Origin of the sequence: Nostoc sp. 'Peltigera membranacea cyanobiont' 232 (assembly GCF_002245985.1) — a bacterium.
Lineage (GTDB): Bacteria > Cyanobacteriota > Cyanobacteriia > Cyanobacteriales > Nostocaceae > Nostoc.
In genome coordinates, this window is the sequence record NZ_NOLK01000029.1 from 54,437 (window position 1) to 72,893 (window position 18,457).

12 protein-coding genes are annotated in these 18,457 nt (G+C 41.4%); 5 read left to right on the forward strand and 7 right to left on the reverse strand.

All coding sequences use genetic code 11. The features are described 5' to 3' along the window. Positions 1-61 precede the first annotated feature (61 nt). Positions 62-1,258, forward strand: a complete 1,197-nt coding sequence (locus CDG79_RS42325) for a hypothetical protein (protein ID WP_189524978.1) — start codon at positions 62-64, stop codon at positions 1,256-1,258. Positions 1,259-1,442: 184 nt separating this feature from the next. Continuing rightward, a complete protein-coding gene (locus CDG79_RS12570; protein ID WP_094342432.1) occupies positions 1,443-5,234 on the forward strand; it encodes a protein kinase domain-containing protein in 3,792 nt (1,263 codons plus the stop codon). A 99-nt stretch (positions 5,235-5,333) separates the two neighbouring features. Here the strand turns inward: CDG79_RS12570 and CDG79_RS12575 are convergent, their stop codons facing one another. Then, positions 5,334-6,740 carry a GUN4 domain-containing protein gene (locus CDG79_RS12575; protein ID WP_094342433.1) on the reverse strand — a complete coding sequence of 469 codons (1,407 nt, stop codon included), beginning with the start codon at positions 6,738-6,740 and terminating at the stop codon, positions 5,334-5,336. 125 nt (positions 6,741-6,865) lie between these two features. Here CDG79_RS12575 and CDG79_RS12580 point away from each other — a divergent pair, with 125 nt between their 5' ends. Then, entirely contained in the window at positions 6,866-8,218 is a 1,353-nt protein-coding gene (locus CDG79_RS12580) for a protein kinase domain-containing protein (protein WP_094342434.1), read from the forward strand. 144 nt (positions 8,219-8,362) lie between these two features. Here the strand turns inward: CDG79_RS12580 and CDG79_RS12585 are convergent, their stop codons facing one another. Genes CDG79_RS12585 through CDG79_RS12595 form a run of 3 tightly spaced genes read right to left on the reverse strand, consistent with a single transcriptional unit; the run spans position 8,363 to position 10,801 of the window. Then, the gene (locus tag CDG79_RS12585) at positions 8,363-10,138 is read right to left on the reverse strand and encodes an SUMF1/EgtB/PvdO family nonheme iron enzyme (protein ID WP_094342435.1); all 1,776 of its coding nucleotides are present in this window, start codon (positions 10,136-10,138) and stop codon (positions 8,363-8,365) included. 11 nt (positions 10,139-10,149) lie between these two features. Next, positions 10,150-10,539: a Pepco domain-containing protein gene (locus CDG79_RS12590; protein WP_094342436.1), complete on the reverse strand. Its 390-nt coding sequence runs from the start codon at positions 10,537-10,539 to the stop codon at positions 10,150-10,152. A 22-nt stretch (positions 10,540-10,561) separates the two neighbouring features. Next, positions 10,562-10,801, reverse strand: a complete 240-nt coding sequence (locus CDG79_RS12595) for a DNA-binding domain-containing protein (protein ID WP_223278114.1) — start codon at positions 10,799-10,801, stop codon at positions 10,562-10,564. 508 nt (positions 10,802-11,309) lie between these two features. Between CDG79_RS12595 and CDG79_RS12605 the strand changes: the two genes are divergently transcribed. Then, a complete protein-coding gene (locus CDG79_RS12605; RefSeq protein WP_094342438.1) occupies positions 11,310-15,428 on the forward strand; it encodes a protein kinase domain-containing protein in 4,119 nt (1,372 codons plus the stop codon). A 391-nt stretch (positions 15,429-15,819) separates the two neighbouring features. On the opposite strand, the gene CDG79_RS44810 is transcribed toward CDG79_RS12605, so the two are convergent. Beyond that, positions 15,820-16,353: an SDR family oxidoreductase gene (locus CDG79_RS44810; protein ID WP_317616586.1), complete on the reverse strand. Its 534-nt coding sequence runs from the start codon at positions 16,351-16,353 to the stop codon at positions 15,820-15,822. After that, positions 16,272-16,553, reverse strand: coding sequence for an SDR family NAD(P)-dependent oxidoreductase (locus CDG79_RS44815; RefSeq protein ID WP_262985795.1), 282 nt, complete (start codon positions 16,551-16,553; stop codon positions 16,272-16,274). The genes CDG79_RS44810 and CDG79_RS44815 overlap by 82 nt, the downstream gene beginning before the upstream one ends. A gap of 456 nt (positions 16,554-17,009) precedes the next feature. Between CDG79_RS44815 and CDG79_RS12620 the strand changes: the two genes are divergently transcribed. After that, positions 17,010-17,795, forward strand: coding sequence for a DUF3598 family protein (locus CDG79_RS12620; protein ID WP_094342440.1), 786 nt, complete (start codon positions 17,010-17,012; stop codon positions 17,793-17,795). A 48-nt stretch (positions 17,796-17,843) separates the two neighbouring features. On the opposite strand, the gene CDG79_RS12625 is transcribed toward CDG79_RS12620, so the two are convergent. Next, positions 17,844-18,365, reverse strand: a complete 522-nt coding sequence (locus CDG79_RS12625) for a DUF6398 domain-containing protein (protein ID WP_094342441.1) — start codon at positions 18,363-18,365, stop codon at positions 17,844-17,846. Positions 18,366-18,457 lie beyond the last annotated feature (92 nt).

An 18,457-nucleotide genomic window follows, 5' to 3' on the forward strand; every position in this document is an offset into this window, starting at 1 on the left:
ACCAAGCCCCGCATCACAGTAGGGGAAATTTCCATGCGTCAACATAACAGGAGATTGTAAAATGACTGCAACTATTACAAGACCCAAACCCAAAAAGGCTGCTAGCAAACCACAGTCACCGTACAAGCGGCTTCATGTGATTATTCCCATAGAAGATTTGCTGTGGGTTTCCCAGCAAAAGCCATCAGTTACGCAATTGTGGCAGGAATGCTGGACGGCTGACCCTTATGGTTCTCGGTGGATGCCTCTGACTTCTGCTTTGGGGTACAGTACTTTTATCTCTGCAAAGAAAATTCTCTCTGAAAGCAGGTTGTTCATTTTCAAACCCGACAAGTCGATTCAGGATGGTAGGGAAACGGCTAGCTGGATGGTGAAGAATTTGCATGGCAGTCGGATGAAGGAGTTTTGGGAGAAAGCTAATTCTGCGTCACTAAAACCAGATGCTGAAAAACGAGAATCAAATGCTGAGATTTCAGAGATAGATGCTGGTTCTGAAGAAATGCGTGCTTTAAATCAAGCACCTATTTTAGGTCAAAGTCAGTTAGAGCAAGGGTTTCAAAAACCCTCACGAACTGCTCAGGAACACCTCACAAACTCTTTTGTAGAGTTTGTGAGGTGTAACTCTGACACGCTTACCGAAATTTCGCACTGTGAGGAGGCGGCGATCGCTCCCTTGAGGGTCGCGTCGCCTCAGTCTGTTCAAGGCGTGTCAGAGAATGATGAAGACTCGCCTACGGCGAATGACTATACATCGCTGGCGCTAGTGGAAGCTGTACCAAGTCAACCTGCTCCGTTGTTGGCTGAAAATCAAGATTGTGGTGTTGAGCCGAGAGACTGTCATGGAGGTGCTTTTTCCGCCGCGCCTGTGGCTCAAAATGAAAAATCTTTAAATTCTGCGATCGCTAATCAAACACAGAGGCAAGTAGAGGAAGGTTATTCTGCTTCGTTAACGGCTGAAAATTCGGTTTCGAGTGTAGAAATTAAATCAGTTGATCAGGGTGAAAGTTCCGCCGCGCCTGTCTCCAGTGCTGAAAAATGGTCACATGAAGCGATAGTTGCACGGTCAAATATGCGACCTGTAAGAAGGGAAAAACTGAATCGAGCGGCGAATTCGGGCGAGAATCCGGGGTTTGACTTCTTGGAGGAATGCTGGAATGATGACCCTGCTTTGCAGATTTTGATCAAGAAGTTGCTGACGAAGTTTCCGCAATGGGGAATTGCGATTGTGGATGGGGTGTTAGTTAATTGGGATGAATAGTGAAGTCATGTCTACGACGAGTAATGTAAAGTTTTATAAAAATAATCTAAAATATAATATTCGTTTCTGAAATTACTTAGCTATCTGTTGTAAATAGTAAAAAATGATTTCTGTTTGCTGAATACTATATCCAATCTAGGTTGTAGAACAACATAAGCCAATACCACCAAGAAAAAAAGATATTATGCCCCAGAACTTTGCACAATGGAAAGTTGGAGATATTATTCTGGACTTGTACAAAGTTACTGACATTCTTGGAGAAGGGGGATTTGGCAAGGTTTATAAGGTGCGACACCAAGGTTGGAATATTGACCTAGCCGTAAAAAGTCCTAAGCCAGAAATCGTGGAAGCGGCGGGGGGTGTGGAAAACTTTGAACGCGAGGCTGAAACTTGGGTAAATTTGGGCTTACATCCCCACACTGTAAGCTGTTACTACGTGCGACGTATTGATCGTAGTCCTGTAGTATTCGCTGAATATGTGGCTGGAGGAAGTTTATCCGATTGGATTTACTCGCGCAGTCTTTACGCAGGAGGAACGGAAACTTCCCTAAAACGTATTCTTGATATTGCAATTCAGTTTGCTTGGGGACTGCATTATGCCCACCAACAGGGGTTGATTCACCAAGATGTAAAGCCTGCTAATGTGATGATGACTGCTGAAGGTGTAGTTAAAGTTACGGACTTTGGTTTAGCCAATCAACGGACTTTATCCGTTATTGCTAATGACCAAGAGAGACAGGTACAAACAATTACTATATCAGAAGTTACTCTCATGGTAGCAGGTAGTGGTGCGATGACACCAGCATATTGTTCGCCAGAACAGGCAAATGGAAACAACCTGACGCGACGTACTGATTTATGGAGTTGGGCTTTATCCGTTTTAGAAATGTTCCAAGGGGAGCTAACCTGGAGACATGGTACGGTTGCGGCTGGTGTGTTGGAATATTATTTGGAGTCGGGTTCAGAATATCTCCAGTTGCCCCAGATGCCGATATTGTTTGCACAGTTACTGCGGCGCTGCTTTCGAGAAAATCCAGACGAACGCCCCCACGATATGCTGGAAGTGGCCAATGAATTGCAAGAAATTTACCAGCAAGTGACGGGGGAAGTCTACCCACAGCAGCATCCTCAGACTGGTAAAGACATAGCGGATAGCCTTAATAACCGAGCAGTTTCATTATTTGACTTAGGCAAACAGGAAGAGGCTTTGCAGCTATGGGAGCAGGCATTACAAGTACACCCCCAGCATCCTGAATCTACTTTTAACCGGGGGTTGGTTTTATGGCGTTCGCGTGGAATTAATGACGATACTTTAGTTGAAGCGTTAAATGATGCACAGCGATCGCACCCAGGAGATTGGAATGTTAAATATTTCCTAAGTTTAGTACATTTAGAACGTGATGATTGCAAAGCTGCAATTGAAATTCTAGAAAGTATTCAGGAACAAGAAGCGCAGAAAGAAGAAGTTAGAGCAGCACTGGCACTGGCAAGAGAAAGATTACCTCACTCAAGGCGGCTATTAAATTCTTTTAAGATAGATACGAATGATATAAAGTCAGTATGTATGAGTGCTGACGGTCAATTTGCTCTATCTGGGAGTGGTAGCAATCTCAAGCTGTGGGATATACGGACAGGTGAGTGTGTGCGTATTTTTGAGGGACATACAGGTAGTGTAAACTCAGTATGCTTGAGTGCTGATAACCAATTTGCTTTATCTGGGAGTAGCGACGAAACACTCAAACTGTGGGATATACGGACAGGTGAGTGTGTACGTGCTTTTGAAGGACATACAGATAGCGTTAATTCAGTATGTATAAATCAATATGCTTATGCTGTATCTGGAAGCAGTGACAAAACACTTAAACTGTGGGATATACGGACAGGTGAGTGTGTGCGTACTTTTGAGGGACATACAGATAGCGTTAATTCAGTATATCTAAGTTCTAGAGGACTTATTCTATCTGGGAGCAGTGATAAAACACTCAAGCTGTGGTATTCATGGAGGACAGGTAAGTGTGTGCATACCTTTGAGGGACATACAGGTAGTGTAAACTCAGTATATCTAAGTGCTAATGACACATTGGCTCTATCTGGGAGTAGTGATAAAACACTCAAGCTGTGGGAAGTACGGACAGTTCGCTGTGTGCGTACTTTTGAAGGATATATAGGATGTTTAAGTGCTGATATTGCTGTATCGATTACTGCCCATACGTCTATTGGTTACCGTAAACTGAAGCTATGGGAAATAGCTACAGGTCTCTGTCTGTATACTTTTGAGGGACACATATCACGTTATGGTGTATGGTCAGTATGCGTGAGTGCTGACAACCAATTTGCTTTATGCTGGCATGGTAAAGAAATAAGAATTTGGGCAGTTAATTGCCAAAAAAATGCTTATCTGGCACCAATGGTTTTGTCGCGGATTTTAGACACCCAAACCAATCTGTCTTTAAATCAAACTTATACTCAGGGATTAAAAGCAGCACAGATGGCTTTGGATAGACACGACTATATCGCAGCAGCCCAGCATATCCGTAAAGTGCGATCGCTACGGGGATATAATCGCGCTCTAGAAGCACTTAACATCTGGAAAAAACTTTATGTTCGTTTACCCTGCAAGACATTTTTGAATGTTTGGAATACTCTTACATTTGAAGGACACACAGATAGTATAAGCTCAGTATGTCTGAGTGCTGACAGCCAATTTGCTCTATCTGGAAGTAGCGACAAAACATTAAAGCTATGGGAAGTTGCAACAGGTCGCTGTTTGCGTACTTTTGAGGGACATAAAAAATATGTACAGTCAGTATATCTGAGTGCTGACAATCAATTTGTTCTATCTGGGAGCGATGACGACACCCTCAAGCTGTGGGAGGTAGCGACAGGTGTCTGTCTGCGTACTTTTGAGGGACACAGAAGAGGTTCTGTACAGTTAGTATGTTTGAGTACTGACAACAAATTTGCTTTATCTGGAGGTTATGACAGAACCCTAAAGCTGTGGGAGGTATCCACGGGTCGCTGTCTGCATACTTTTGAAGGACATACAGATGTTGTATATTCGGTATGCTTAAGTGCTGATAACCAATTTGCTCTATCTGGGAGTCGTGACAAAACACTCAAGTTATGGGTATTATCGGCAGGTCATTGTCTGCGTACTTTTGAAGGACATACAGATGGAGTCAATTCAGTGTGTTTGAGTGCTGACAATCAATTCGCTCTATCTGGTAGTAGTGACAAAACACTCAAGCTTTGGGAAGTAGCTACAGGTAACTGTCTACGTACTTTTGAGGGACATACAGATCGAGTTAACTCCGTATGCCTGACTGCTGACAACAAGTTTGCCATATCTGCGAGTCAGGACGGTACACTCAAGCTGTGGCAGATATCAACAGGTCTTTGTCTGCGTACCATTGAGGAAGGTACAGATAATGTATACTCATTAGCGCTGAGTACTGACAATTATTTTGCTCTAACTGGAAGTGGTGACAAAACACTAAAACTATGGATTTTAGACTGGGAATTGCAAGATCAACCTCTTGCTGAGTGGGAAGGAATAGTACCTTACCTACAAAATTTTCTGACTCTGCACGCACCCTATGCCACTTCTTTACCAAAAAACCGCCAACCATCAGAAGAGGAAATTGGTTTAGCACTTACTCATTATGGTATTCCCACTTGGTCTAAAGAAGATTTCCAAAATCTACTTTACACCCTTGGCTGTGTAGGTTACGGTTGGCTACGTCCAGAAACAGTGCAACAGGTATTAGAACGGATAGTAACACATTGGAAGCGAAGAAATTTACTAAATTTAGTACACTTTCAAATATCTATCAAGATTAAAAAGATACGCTATGACTTGCAAGCATCTACTAAGATTAGAAAGATACGCCATGTGCTACTAATAATATACTTTCAAACATTTACACAAATTAAAAAGATTAAAATAGTTAGATTATTAATTGATTTTTTAAAGTAAAATTTTTAAAATCTCCATTTATGAATATGTATTATTTTTATTTTTTTATATGCTGTTTATTACGTCTTGAATATACTAACAACAGTTAATAAATAAGCACTATAACCCACATTTTTCTATAAGAGAGAATACAACACTAAAATCACCTGCTGATCCAACAAGCATTCCTACTCTATCACCTAGTCTAGTCCATCCAGCCCAACAAGGAAGATGGCCTTCAGGGGCTGAAATATCAAAAACTATCTCACCATAAACAATCATTTCTTGATTTACTAGCCAACCAACGCGATTCTTAAATTGCTCCCAATTACTACCATAACTCCTTGAACTGCCGCATTCTTGCCAGATTTGCTTTTGCACAGTAAAGCCAAATTTACCATTGCTGTATTTCAGCCATAGTTGGTCAAGAATATGTAAGTATTCGCAAGGGAAATTTTCCAACCATTCGGTATCAAACAATTCCCAATCTTCTCTCCCCTGCATTTGAATAATGATTTTAAGGGTTTGTTGATCTGCATCGCGCCACTGCCCATTCATTAGGTAGGTTTCTAACTGGTTTATAGAAGTTTGCAACTGTTGCTTACGTGGAAACTCACTAGTCTCCTCTGCAATTAATACACTAGTGTTGTCAGTATCATCCATCTTCAAAACTACATTATAAACTTCTTGACTCACCACATCTCGCCATAACTCATTTATTAGATAGGAGTTTGCTTGCTGTTGATGCAGAGTTTCAATAGTCTCCCCTCTCATACATACATCAAGTCTTGATATAAGAACCTGCCATACTACAGGTGTCCATATCACATGAGCTTCTCCCTCACCATATTTGTCAATAAAGAAAAATGATATCAAACGCTGCCACGTAGGAGCAATATCTGATGATGCTCGATCAACTGCAAAAAGGTAGTCTACAGGAAGATGCCCCATCGGAGCTTTAATGTCAAAAGTTATATCTTCGTGAGAAATCCATTGGTTATTCTCCCTCCAACCAAGACGATCTGCCATTAAATTCATACTACCATCACTTTCCAACGCCACCCTTTTCTGAATACTCAGTCCAAACCAACCACGACTAAAATGTAACCATAATTGCTCGACAGTTGCGATGTTTTCACAAGGAATAGATTGACAGTATTTGACTATACGCCCAGTAGGGATAGTGAAAACTTCGTTTGGCACTACTGAACTTGGCAAGTTTGTCCAAACAGCATGAAACAAGCTACCTTGCTCTCCTTCCATCAGTAGCCTTGTCGTTTCTTCATCAGCTTTTTTCCATTCCCCTGCTGCAAGATAGCTTGCTAGTGTTTCATATTGAGCGGGAACTTTGAACTGTTCTAGCTTCCTAACTTTATCTCTACGAAGATCTATAACCGCTAATAAAAGAGTCCCTACTGCAACCACAGCAGCCAAAATCAATTGGTTATCAATAAAAAGGCTAATTGCATAAAATCCGCCAGCACCTACGAGGAGCCACTTGCTTAATATATGAATAAATCGCTGCATCTTTCTTAACCTAAGTGCGATCGCATACCTAAGATTTCTCTAGTGTAGTATTTTTCCACAACATTTGTAATACAAATAATTTAGGATTGCTATAGTATCAGTCTTAATTTTTATTAAAAAATCCAATGCCACCGAAAGTCACCCTCACTATTACCGAAGGCACCCTCAAGGGTCAAGAATTTATCTTCGACTCTCGTACCACATGCATCATCGGTCGCTCCCCCGACTGCAACCCAAAATTACCCGATGACGAAACACATCGCACCATCTCGCGTTACCATTGCTTACTAGATATTAATCCCCCCGACATCCGCGTGCGTGATTTTGGCAGTAAAAATGGTACTTTCGTCAACGGCACAAAAATTGGACAACGCCAACCAGAACAGACTCCAGAAGAAGGAGCAAAATTAATATTTCCCGAATACGACTTAAAAACCAATGATGAAATTCAATTGGGCAATACAGTGCTTCAAGTCAACATTGAGGCAAATAAAGAGGTTGAAACAAGTCGAACAAGTCAACCTGAATTAAATATAAATTCAAAGGAAACTGGATCTGATGAGAAAGTACGACAATTGTTACAGCAAGCAAACTCTGGTAACTCAGACTTACTATCAATTCAAGGCTACACTATACTAAAGGGACTTGGTAAAGGTCGATTTAGCGCTGTTTACTTAGCTCGTCATCAAGAAACCGGACAAGAAGTAGCACTAAAAGTAATGTTACCTGCTGTTGCTACTAACCCTAATGTCATAAATTTTTTTTTACAGGAGATTAATAACACCCAACTTTTGAACCATCCTAATATTATTAAGGTGTTAAATTCTGGTTACTACGATGGAATTTTCTTCTTCACTTTAGAATATTGTAATGGTGATAATCTTTTTAATTTAATGCGACAGAAAGGTGGGCGATTATCCATTGATGAAGCCATACCAATTATTATGCAAGTCTTAAATGGGCTAGAGTATGCTCACCAAACTGATATTCCTTATGTAAAACTTGCTAATGGTAGTTTTGCCAGAGGACGAGGTTTGGTACACCGGGATTTAAAACCTAGCAACATTTTTATCAAGAATACTAATAGCGATCGCATTATCAAAATTGGCGATTATGCTTTATCAAAAACATTTGACCAAGCAGGGTTAAGTGGTCAAAGTATGAGTGGAACTAAAGCTGAGACACCTGCGTTTATGCCCCGTCAGCAGATGATTAATTTTAAATATATCAAGCCAGAGATTGATATTTGGGCCGCAGCCGCTTGCTTATACTTTATACTGACTGGTGCTTTTCCCCGCGATTTTGTTGGCGATCCATTTTTAGCAGTACTGCAAACTAACGCTGTGCCTATTCGTAAACGTGATAACTCAATCCCAAAATATCTGGCAGAACTTATCGATTTGGCGCTAGTTGATAAGCCGGAAATCCACTTTAAAGATGCTATTAGCTTCAAGCAAGCCTTGTCTAGTGTGTTTTAAAGATAGCAGAAATGTTCTATAGATATGAAGTGGCTGGTAATTATTTAATACAACTTAAAAACCTTAATATTTTGTCTAAAATTTTTAGTTTTCATGAGGCAACAAACAAGAAAAAAACAGTGTAAAGTAGAGAGCTAAAGTGGGCTACTCAAGAATTCTCTCAACTCCACAGACTACACGAAAGCCAATAATGAAGTTATGAAGATCGCGGTTGCTGACGTTACGAAATGCAGAACGGCAGTATCCAGGATCATCGAACCAGGAACCGCCCCGTAGAATGGCTCTTCCTTGTTTTTGATAAAGATTATTATCAAAATAAGGAATACCATCTGTTGGTGCTTCTTCATAGTTGTTATGCCAATCGTCCAGACACCATTCCCAGACGTTTCCATGTATATCGTACAGCCCAAAAGCGTTAGCAACACCAAAGCTACCTACTTCTGTTGTTTCTCTTCGATACGTTCCTTTGACCCCAGCGCCGTAAATGTAGGTAGCATTATAATTTGCTACTTCTGATGCAATCGTTTTACCAAAATGGAATGATGTAGTTGTTCCGGCTCTACAAGCATATTCCCATTCCGCTTCACTAGGCAATCGGTAAGGTCTTTTTGTATAGGCAGCAAGGCGATCGCAAAATTCCACCGCATGATGCCAAGAAACTTGTTCTACTGGTCGCTTATTCCCCTTGAAACCTGATGAGTCAGGGTCTAGTTCTCCATTGACTTGCGGTAGCACTGCCACTGCTTGCCACTGTTCTTGAGTAACAGGATACTTACCCATACAAAATTGCTTAATGTTGACTAAATGTCGAGGACTTTCTGAGTGACTGCGATCTAATTCATTCTCTGAGGAACCCATCATGAAACTGCCCCCAGGAATTAGCACCATCTCTAGAGTGATGTCTTTACCAAGGTGTTCAGTGAAGTACTCGGCCTGATGCTGTTCACGTTTTATTTTCTTTCCTTGGGCATTTACCGTTACTACGTCAAATTGAAAAACTGGTCGGTCATTTTTATGGGCTACTTGACGTTGAACCATCCTTTCAATAGCTTCAATTGCCTCCGGATCAACACGCGATACAGCTAAAACTCTTAGCCATAATTGCTTTGCTAAAAATAAATCACCCCTATTTTCCGCCAAAGATGCTTGATATTTCATCGGTTCCACATCTTTTATTCTTGCCGCTTGTTCTAACAAAATGTAGTACATTTTGTAGGGTGGTTCTGCCTTCAATGCTGGATTTTGTGGTTGCTTTTTGTAACAAGCATTCAGTCGAGGTACTCTGTAACGCAAATATTGTTCTAAACGCTCTACTGTTGCACAATTAGCCTCTCCCTGTATTCGCAGTCCTTCTAGCAAGCTGTAAGTAAACGACCCGTGTTGTAATTCATCTATCTCCCAAGACTTTTGGCTTGGCGCACATGAGTAAAAGGTGATGACTCCTTTATGTTCCTGCATCCCTACTCCTAACCCAGAGCGATCGCCTTCATCTCGACAAGCATCTATTAACAAAATTACATTATCTGCTCCACACCGCCGTAGCCTTTGGGTTACATAATCCACAGAGATAGCGGTTGTCTGATCTGTTGGATCACTATCCAAAAACATCAAGTAATCTTGGTCTACATAGCGTTTCCCATGTCCTGCAAAGAAGAACCACAAATTATCTTCTGGTTTCAATAATGGTTCTTCAAACTGTGCATTCAAAAATCGTTTAAATCTACCTTGTGTTGGCTGAGTTTGTATTGGTGGATTTGTTTTTATCGCCGGAGAATCTTCTGTAAACAGAAAAACTTGGTCAAATTGAGCTTCATCTTCAAACCAAACTTTCATCGCCTCTGCATCTCGTTTGGCGTAATTTAGCGGCTGGAGGTTATCATAATTGTTGATTCCGACTATAATTGCCCAATTTTTACCCATATCAATGTTGGCTATTTACGCTTGAACTTGAAGGTCATTGCTCCTTTACCACCAGCTTTTCCCCCACCAATCCCAAACAAGCTGATTTGTCCTTCTCCATTAATTTCTACTGATAGTTCAATTTCCTGAAGCTGTATCTTTGAATCCGGTTCATCTGCTTCATCCAACATTTCTCTCATCGCTTGCAGAAACCCTTGCATTTCCTGCTTCAGCTTCCCTACTTCTACCGATTTTCGTCTGGTAATTACTAATTCTGTCGTTTCTGTAATTTCTGCGCCTAGCCTTCCACCTATATCACGACCACCTCTCGAACCTCTTGTCACTGTTTCATGAGTCGTTGCTGCTTCCGTTTCTTCTGTAATAATCCAGATTGTTTTTGGTGTTGGGATTTCTGCTGACATATAATTTTTAAATACTCTCTATTTAACTAACTTTTAACAACGCTTCTACTGTTGCCACTCTAGCTTCAAGCTCTGCTACCTTTTGGTTTAGTGGCAATGCTTCACCGCACCCCAAATACTGAGATAATGCACCAACTACTACATCGGTTTTGGATGCACCTGCTTGTTCGGCATACTTATTGAGTTTCTCCAGCAGTTCTGGGGACAATCTAACTACAATTTGAGGTTTGACCATTACAGGCAACCTTTTCATTAATTGCATGACATCGCATTACTATTACATAAATAAACCCTATTGCCAAGTAAAAAAAACTTTTTTCAGTTCAATCACTTATTCCGCCGCGCCCGTGCCAAATTCTGAAAGGTGGTCGCATAAGGCGATTGTTGCACGGTCAAATATGCGACCTGTTAAGAAGGGAGAAACTAAATCGAGCAGCAAATTCAGGGGAGAATCCGGGGTTGGACTTCTTGCTCTCGTGTTGGAATGATGATCCGGCGAAAGCAGATTGTGATCAAGAAGTTGCTGGCGAAGTTTCCGCAGTGGGGGGTTGTGATTGTGGATGAGGTGTTGGTGAAGTGGAATGAATAGCGATGTCTACAACAACTAATATAAAGTTTTATAAAACTAATCTAAAATATAATGTTTGTTTCTGAAATTACTTAGCTATCTGTTGTAAATACTAAAAAGTGATTTCTATTTGCTGAATGCTATATCAAATCTAGGTTGTAGAACAACATAAGCCAATACCACCAGGAAAAAAAAAGATATTATGCCCCAGAACTTTGCACAATGGAAAGTTGGAGATATTATTTTAGACTTGTACAAAGTTACAGACATTCTTGGAGAAGGGGGATTTGGCAAGGTTTATAAGGTGCGACACCAAGGTTGGAATATCGACCTAGCCGTAAAAATTCCCAAGCCAGAAATCGTGCAAGCGGCAGGTGGTGTGGAAAACTTTGAACGCGAGGCTGAAACTTGGGTAAATTTGGGTCTACATCCCCACACTGTAAGCTGTTACTACGTGCGACGCATTGATCGTAGTCCTGTGGTGTTCGCTGAATATGTGGCGGGGGGAAGCTTACACGATTGGATTAAGAATCGCACATTGTATGCATGGGGAGCAACAGCATCTTTACTGGGCATTCTGGATATTGCAATTCAGTTTGCTTGGGGACTGCACTATGCCCACGAACAGGGGTTAATTCACCAAGACGTGAAGCCGCACAATGTGATGATGACTGCTGAAGGTGTAGTAAAAGTTACAGATTTTGGTTTAGCCAACGCACCAAATATATCAATTGTACTCAGTCTTCCAAATTTTAATGGAATATCTGGCAAGCAAAAAACCTTAATAGTGAATGGTGGTGGTGCAATGACACCAGCCTATTGTTCGCCAGAGCAGGCAACTAGGAAAACCTTGACGCGACGCACCGATTTATGGAGTTGGGCTGTGTCCGTCTTGGAAATGTTCCAAGGGGAAATAACCTGGTCGCATGGCACTGTAGCTGCTGAAGCATTAGAGTATTACCTGGAGACGGGAACAGATGATCCCCAGTTGCCTCATATACCAGTGCCACTGGTGCAATTACTGCGGCGCTGTTTTCGGGAAAATCCTGATGAGCGCCCCCACGATATGCTGGAAGTAGCGAATGAATTGCAAGAAATATACCAACAGGTGACGGGGGAAGCTCACCCGCGACAACCACATAAAACGGGCAAAGATATAGCAGATAGTCTCAATAACAGAGCAGTGTCATTGCTGGACTTGGGAAAAAAATCTGAAGCATTACAGTTATGGGAACAGGCACTTAAAATACAACCGCATCATCCTGAATCTACATATAACCGGGGTTTGGTTTTGTGGCGAGAAGCCAAGATAAACGATGATGTTCTCGTCAGAGATATGGAACAGGTGCGCCAGTCCCATGCTTTTAATTGGGTAGCTTACTATCTCTTAGCTTTGGTACATTTAGAGCGTGATGATTGCTCAACGGCAATTAAAACTCTGGAGAGCATTCAAGAGGAAGCTGCACAACAACAGGAAGTAAAAGCAGTACTGGCATTTGCTCAAGAGCGTTTACCTAACTCATGGCAGCTAAATACTCAACACCATATTAAATTAATGCGTCCTGATTTATACGAGGATTATGGACCGGAAGAACTTGCACTGTCATATGAAAACCGTGTATTAAAAGTATTGGATGTCACTACAGAACGATGTTTGTGTATTTTAGAAGGACATACAGATAATAGAGTAAATACAGCATTTATAAGTGAAGATGGACAATTCGTTGTATCCAGGGGTTATGACCTTAACATTAAGCTTTGGGAAGTAGCTACGGGGCGCTGCCTACATACATTAAAGGATGAATCTGCGGTATCAGGGTTATTTATACATGGGCAAGGTATTATGTCTGTCACTATCCCCTTGACAAAACGCGATAGTCACAGCATGAATTACAACAAAAGTTCTTATCTAGCACCAATGATTCTATCGCAGGTTCTGGCAACAGAAACAGTGCTTTCTATCAATTTAATTTACGAGCAAGAAATACAACAAGCACGAATAGCTTTTAATAAAGGTGACTATGTAGCAACAGCCCAACATATTCGCTTGGCGCGATCGCAACCAGGATACTTTCGTAGCGAAGAAGCTATGAACCTATGGACAAGTCTCTATGTCTGTTTACCCCGTAAGGCATTCTCAGGCGCTTGGGAAAGTATAACTTTTAAAAGCCCTGAAAAGGTAGAAAGAGTTTGTCTGAGTGCTGACAATCGATTTGCTTTGTTTAGAACTAGCCACGGAACTCTAGAACTTAGGGAGGTGGCAACAGGTAATTGCTTGCGTACCTTTGGTGGAAACGCAAATTATTTAGGTGCAGTGTGTCTGAGTGCAGATAACCAATTAGCTCTTTCCTATGGGGATGAAATGTTGAAGCTGTGGGATGTGGCAACAGGTAATTGCTTGCGTACCTTTGAAGGAAATATAGAATTGGTAGATACCATTTGTTTTAGTGCAGATAATCGATTTGCCTTGTCTGGAAGTCATGACGAGACGCTAAAACTGTGGGATGTGCAAACGGGTCGCTGTTTGCGTATTTTTGAGGGACACACAAAATCTGTGACTTTAGTCTGTTTTAGTGCAGATAATCGATTTGCCTTGTCTGGAAGTCATGACGAGACGCTAAAACTGTGGGATGTGCAAACGGGTCGCTGTCTGCGTACTTTTGAACACCCAGACGAGAAACGCATACCAATTGAGGAGAGAAACGCTGAACTTGCTAAATATGAATTTGGTAAATACACTAAGTGGGACTCTGGCTTGCGGGGTTTGAATTCAGGGTATTTAAGTATCCACAACCGATTTGCTCTGTCTGGGAGTGGTGAAACTATAAAGTTATGGAATGTGCAAACGGGTCATTGTCTGCGTACCTTTGAAGGGCACACAGATAGCGTAATTTCGGTAAGTCTAAGTGCAGACAACCGATTTGCCTTATCTGGAAGTGCTGATTATACGCTGAAGCTCTGGGATGTGCGAACGGGTCGCTGTCTGCATACTTTTGAAGGGCACACAGACTGGGTGAACTCAGTCTTTTTGAGTACAGATGGTCGATTTGCTTTATCTGCAAGCCGTGACAAAACGTTGAAGCTGTGGATTTTAGACTGGGAACTAGAAGACCAACTGCCTGCTGACTGGGACGAGGGGGCGCAACCTTATCTAGAAAATTTCCTGACTTTATGCACGCCCTACGCCGCTACTTTACTAGAAAACCGCGACCCCTCTGATGAAGAAATAACTCTAGCACTTACTCGCAGTGGTACTGCGTCTTATACCGAAAAAGACTTCCAAAATCTGCTTTACACTCTTGGCTGCGCGGGTTACGGCTGGCTGCGACCTGAAGGAGTACGTCACAAAATTAGGCAAATAAGAGATGTTGAGAAATTAGAAGATAGGGCAATTGAGCATTATACCCTTGCTATTCAGCATAATCCCTATGACATTGAAGCTTTTTATAACCGAGCATCTTATCACTTTAATCTGGGAAACTATTGGCCAGTTGTTGAAGACTGTAGTCGTATTATATATCTCGACCCCCAAGAATCTGGAGGTTATTTTAATCGAGCTATAGCTCATTACCATTTAGGAAATTATCAGCGAGTAATTGAAGACCTTAACTGTGCCATTCAACTTAATCCTAATGATGCTAATTACTTTTTTATACGAGGTGTGGCTTACCGTTTGTTAGAAAACTATCAGCACGCAATTAAAGACTTTAATTCGACAATACAAATTAATCCTAATTATATTGAAGCTTTAATGAGAAGATGTGAAATTAATTCTCATCTAAAAGACTACTATCAAGCTATTGATGACTGTAATCATATTATCCATATTGATAACCAAAACTTTGAAGGGTATTTGAATCGAGGTATAGCTCATGATCATTTAAAAAATTATCAGCAAGCAATTGAAGACTTTAACTGTGCCATTCAACTTAATTTTAATAATGCTGAAGCTTACTTTAAACGAGGTGACGCTTATTGTCTGGTAGGTAACTATCAGTATGGTATTCAAGACTTTAACTATGTGCTACAACTTAATCCTAATAATGGTGAAGCCTATTTTAGACGAGGTGACGCTTATTGCCTGCTAGGTAAGTATCAGCAAGGTATTCAGGACTTTAACTATGCAATACAACTTAATTATAATAACGCCGAAGCCTATTTTAGAAGAGGTAGTGCTCGCTTGGAACTTGGTGATTACAAAGGGGGAAAAGCCGACATTCAGAATGCAGCAAAAATATATCTGGCAAAAAGCGAGATAGCCAATTACCAACAAGTAAAGGATTATTTAAACAAATTTAGTTGGGTAATAGGAGAAGTTTAAAAATAAATATAGGAAGCAATAATTGAAATGTTTGCCTTAACTCCCACTGATTAGCTTGCGACTGCACCTGTCCCCAAATGCTGAAAAGTGATCGCATGAAGCGATTGTAGCGCGGTCAAATCTGCGACCGGATCGTATGCAGAAACTCAAAGTTGCGGCGAATTCGGGGCAGAATCCGAGGTTTGACTTTTTACTCTCGTGCTGGAATGAAGATCCGGCGCTGATGATAATAATCAAGAAATTGCTGGTTAAGTTTCCGCAGTGGGGAATTGCTTGTGTTGATGGGGTGCTGGTGAATTAGGAGGAGTAGTGAATCTGTACAATCGAGAAGGTTTGGGCTTGCTGTTTAATACCCAATTCCCCTCCTCTAGAGCGTCAACCTGCAATGTAGTTAACTTGATGACACCTCAACGACATTTTCCGCAAAGCTCTTATAAGCATTGCCCATTTGTTTAGCCATCGAGTCAGGAAAGACGTGAAAATCCCCAGCTTTGAGAGCTTTTATTATCCCGTCTGCCACAAGTGCAGGTGGCTCTGCAACCTCAGTCAGTCCTGCCGCATTGCCCATATCCGTGGCAATCGGGCCAGGGTGAACACTTAGCACAAGCGTGCCTTGCTCACTCAATAGTTCTCGTAATGCCTGGGTGATTGAATAGGCCGCAGCTTTTGAGGCACAGTAAGTCGCAGAGTCGGGGAAACCCTTGAGCGAAGCAACAGAATTGATTTGGGCAAAGACACCACCTCCATTGGCTTTGAGTACCGGGGCAAACGCCTGAGCCATGTAGATCAATCCATATACATTGATCTTCATCTGAAATTCGAGAGCGGCGATCGCATCCTCAGCTAGGGGAGTTCCGGCTTGAAAAACTCCTGCATTACAACTATTTGCACATCTGGGGCATTTTGAGCAGCAGCAACAATAGATTGGGGATCACCTAAATCAACCTGAATTGGTACTACCTGATCGCCGTATTGCTCAACCAATGAGGAGACACTGTTGATCTGACGAACAGCCGCATAGACTTTGGTGGCTCCGTGTTCAATAAACGACTCAACTATCGCCTTGCCGATGCCGCGATTTGCGCCCGTAACCAAAATGGTTTTGTCTTTGATGTCGTAGTTCATTTGGATTTCTCCTTATGGTTTTCCATAATCTGAAAAACCTTGGACAATCGCTTTAAGTTAGGCAAAGAAATTTAGCTGCTCTCTTGAAGAAAGACTGCGGCTTCCACCGCTGCTTCTAGGATGGTATCATCATCTATCATCCGAATCTAGCAACACCATTTTTTTAGCCGTATTTAAAGTTTGTGCTTTTGGACACCTCTTCCCAGGCATTTAAAGTTGTTGTTAGGGACTGAGGGCTAAAACGTATTTGAAAATCGGTGTTGGTTGATTGGAATGAATAGCGATGTCTGCGACGGGCTACGCCTACGCTTTCAACTACTCGCATATTGCAGCACTTTTTCCCACTCCCAACGTTAAGCAGTTTCTACCAATATTTCTTTGCCATTGGTGATCTGGTATAGATCATAATACTATTTTTAAAAGGGAGATTTTAAATATATTTTGGACACAAATATTATGGATGTAAAAGAACGAAATTGGAATTATTGTACTAACCATTTGCTCAATTGGCATGGAATTTGGACCCGATATACACCAGTTGGTGATGTCAAAGAATCATTTCAAAGTCTGAGAAGTTTTGAAAGCAATCCAGAAAAGACTAAAATTGTCCATACTAATACTTATCGTTATGCAAATGGCGAAAATAAGCAAGAGAGTTGGGAATTTAATTTTCTGTCAAATAGCTTAGATAATGGACTTTTTCACCCATCACGCGAGACGATGCGAGGATATTTTTTTGCTTCGGGTCATGCTACTTGGGCAACAGTGAAGTTAAAACCCAACTCGTATTTTGGGATAGAATTATTTTTTCGATATGAAGATTTACGGCATAGTGTAGGTATTGTTTACGACGAAAGCGGAAATTTATTTCATACCGCAAATATTCGTGAAGATTGTAACGGATTACCTAGTAAATATTGGTCAACTGAATTAAATCAATTACCAGAACGAGATTTTAGTGGTGATTGGCAAGGTATATCTATGACTATTACTCCGAATCTGAAGATTTCCGAACCAATAGTCACTCAATTTACTTGGCATAGATCAGGACATAAATATTACTATTTACCTGACGGTGTTTCTATTAATTGCCCTAGCTCAATCAGTATAGGTACTCCCTTTTCTCTAATCGCCAATTGGTTAATTAACAATTACGAAATGTATCAGCTAATTGCTAATTATGATGATTTGGGAGCATTCTCTTCGCTGACACTAGAAACATTCTTGATATCCAACGTTTAAGAGGTTGTTTGAAAAGTGTTTCACTATGACTTTAAGCACTTTTATATCTCAAAAGGAATCATTTATCGGTGGTAAATAGGGAATTAAACCCCTGCGGAATGCCTCTTCTTGAATCTCGCTAGGAGCGTAACGCGTATCTATAGGTAATCCGTTGACGGAAATTAACCAGGCAGTCGGATGCTTATCTAGTCGGCTGGGCAAACACCAAGTCGTGTCATAGTAACTCATCTTCATCGCATCCCGAATTGTTTTAGATTTCCCCTGTCCGGTACTTTCCGCTACGCCAAAGACTTGGTACAGTTCGCTAGCTTTGATATAAGGAGTCTGGGAGGAATCGAAGAGAAAGTTAACCATACCGAGAGCGTGAACAATGCCACAAGCCCATGACTTAGCTTGCCCTGCTGCTAGGGGTGAGGGACGCTTGCGGCACAGAGCAGCCCCAAGTTGGCGCGACATCTCGGCATATTCGGCGTTGAGATGTTGAGAGCAAAAGGCATCGGTGAGGCGGGTGATTTCTTCAAATTTCCCTTCCATCTGTTTGGGAACTTTTTCGCCTACTGGTTTAGCCATACAAATCATCCAATGTTTCTGTTGTCAGCGATCGCCATCTTCAATACATTGAATTTTAGACCTGTGCTGTGGTCATAAACTCTTTTTTTTTG

Coding starts and splice junctions, on each gene's coding strand:
- CDG79_RS12605 (WP_094342438.1), top strand. CDS start 11,310: ATGCCCCAGAACTTTGCACAATGGAAAGTTGGAGATATTATTTTAGAC.
- CDG79_RS12580 (WP_094342434.1), top strand. CDS start 6,866: ATGCCACCGAAAGTCACCCTCACTATTACCGAAGGCACCCTCAAGGGT.
- CDG79_RS42325 (WP_189524978.1), top strand. CDS start 62: ATGACTGCAACTATTACAAGACCCAAACCCAAAAAGGCTGCTAGCAAA.
- CDG79_RS12620 (WP_094342440.1), top strand. CDS start 17,010: ATGGATGTAAAAGAACGAAATTGGAATTATTGTACTAACCATTTGCTC.
- CDG79_RS12625 (WP_094342441.1), bottom strand. CDS start 18,365: ATGGCTAAACCAGTAGGCGAAAAAGTTCCCAAACAGATGGAAGGGAAA.
- CDG79_RS12570 (WP_094342432.1), top strand. CDS start 1,443: ATGCCCCAGAACTTTGCACAATGGAAAGTTGGAGATATTATTCTGGAC.
- CDG79_RS12595 (WP_223278114.1), bottom strand. CDS start 10,801: ATGCAATTAATGAAAAGGTTGCCTGTAATGGTCAAACCTCAAATTGTA.
- CDG79_RS12590 (WP_094342436.1), bottom strand. CDS start 10,539: ATGTCAGCAGAAATCCCAACACCAAAAACAATCTGGATTATTACAGAA.
- CDG79_RS44815 (WP_262985795.1), bottom strand. CDS start 16,553: ATGAACTACGACATCAAAGACAAAACCATTTTGGTTACGGGCGCAAAT.
- CDG79_RS12585 (WP_094342435.1), bottom strand. CDS start 10,138: ATGGGTAAAAATTGGGCAATTATAGTCGGAATCAACAATTATGATAAC.
- CDG79_RS12575 (WP_094342433.1), bottom strand. CDS start 6,740: ATGCAGCGATTTATTCATATATTAAGCAAGTGGCTCCTCGTAGGTGCT.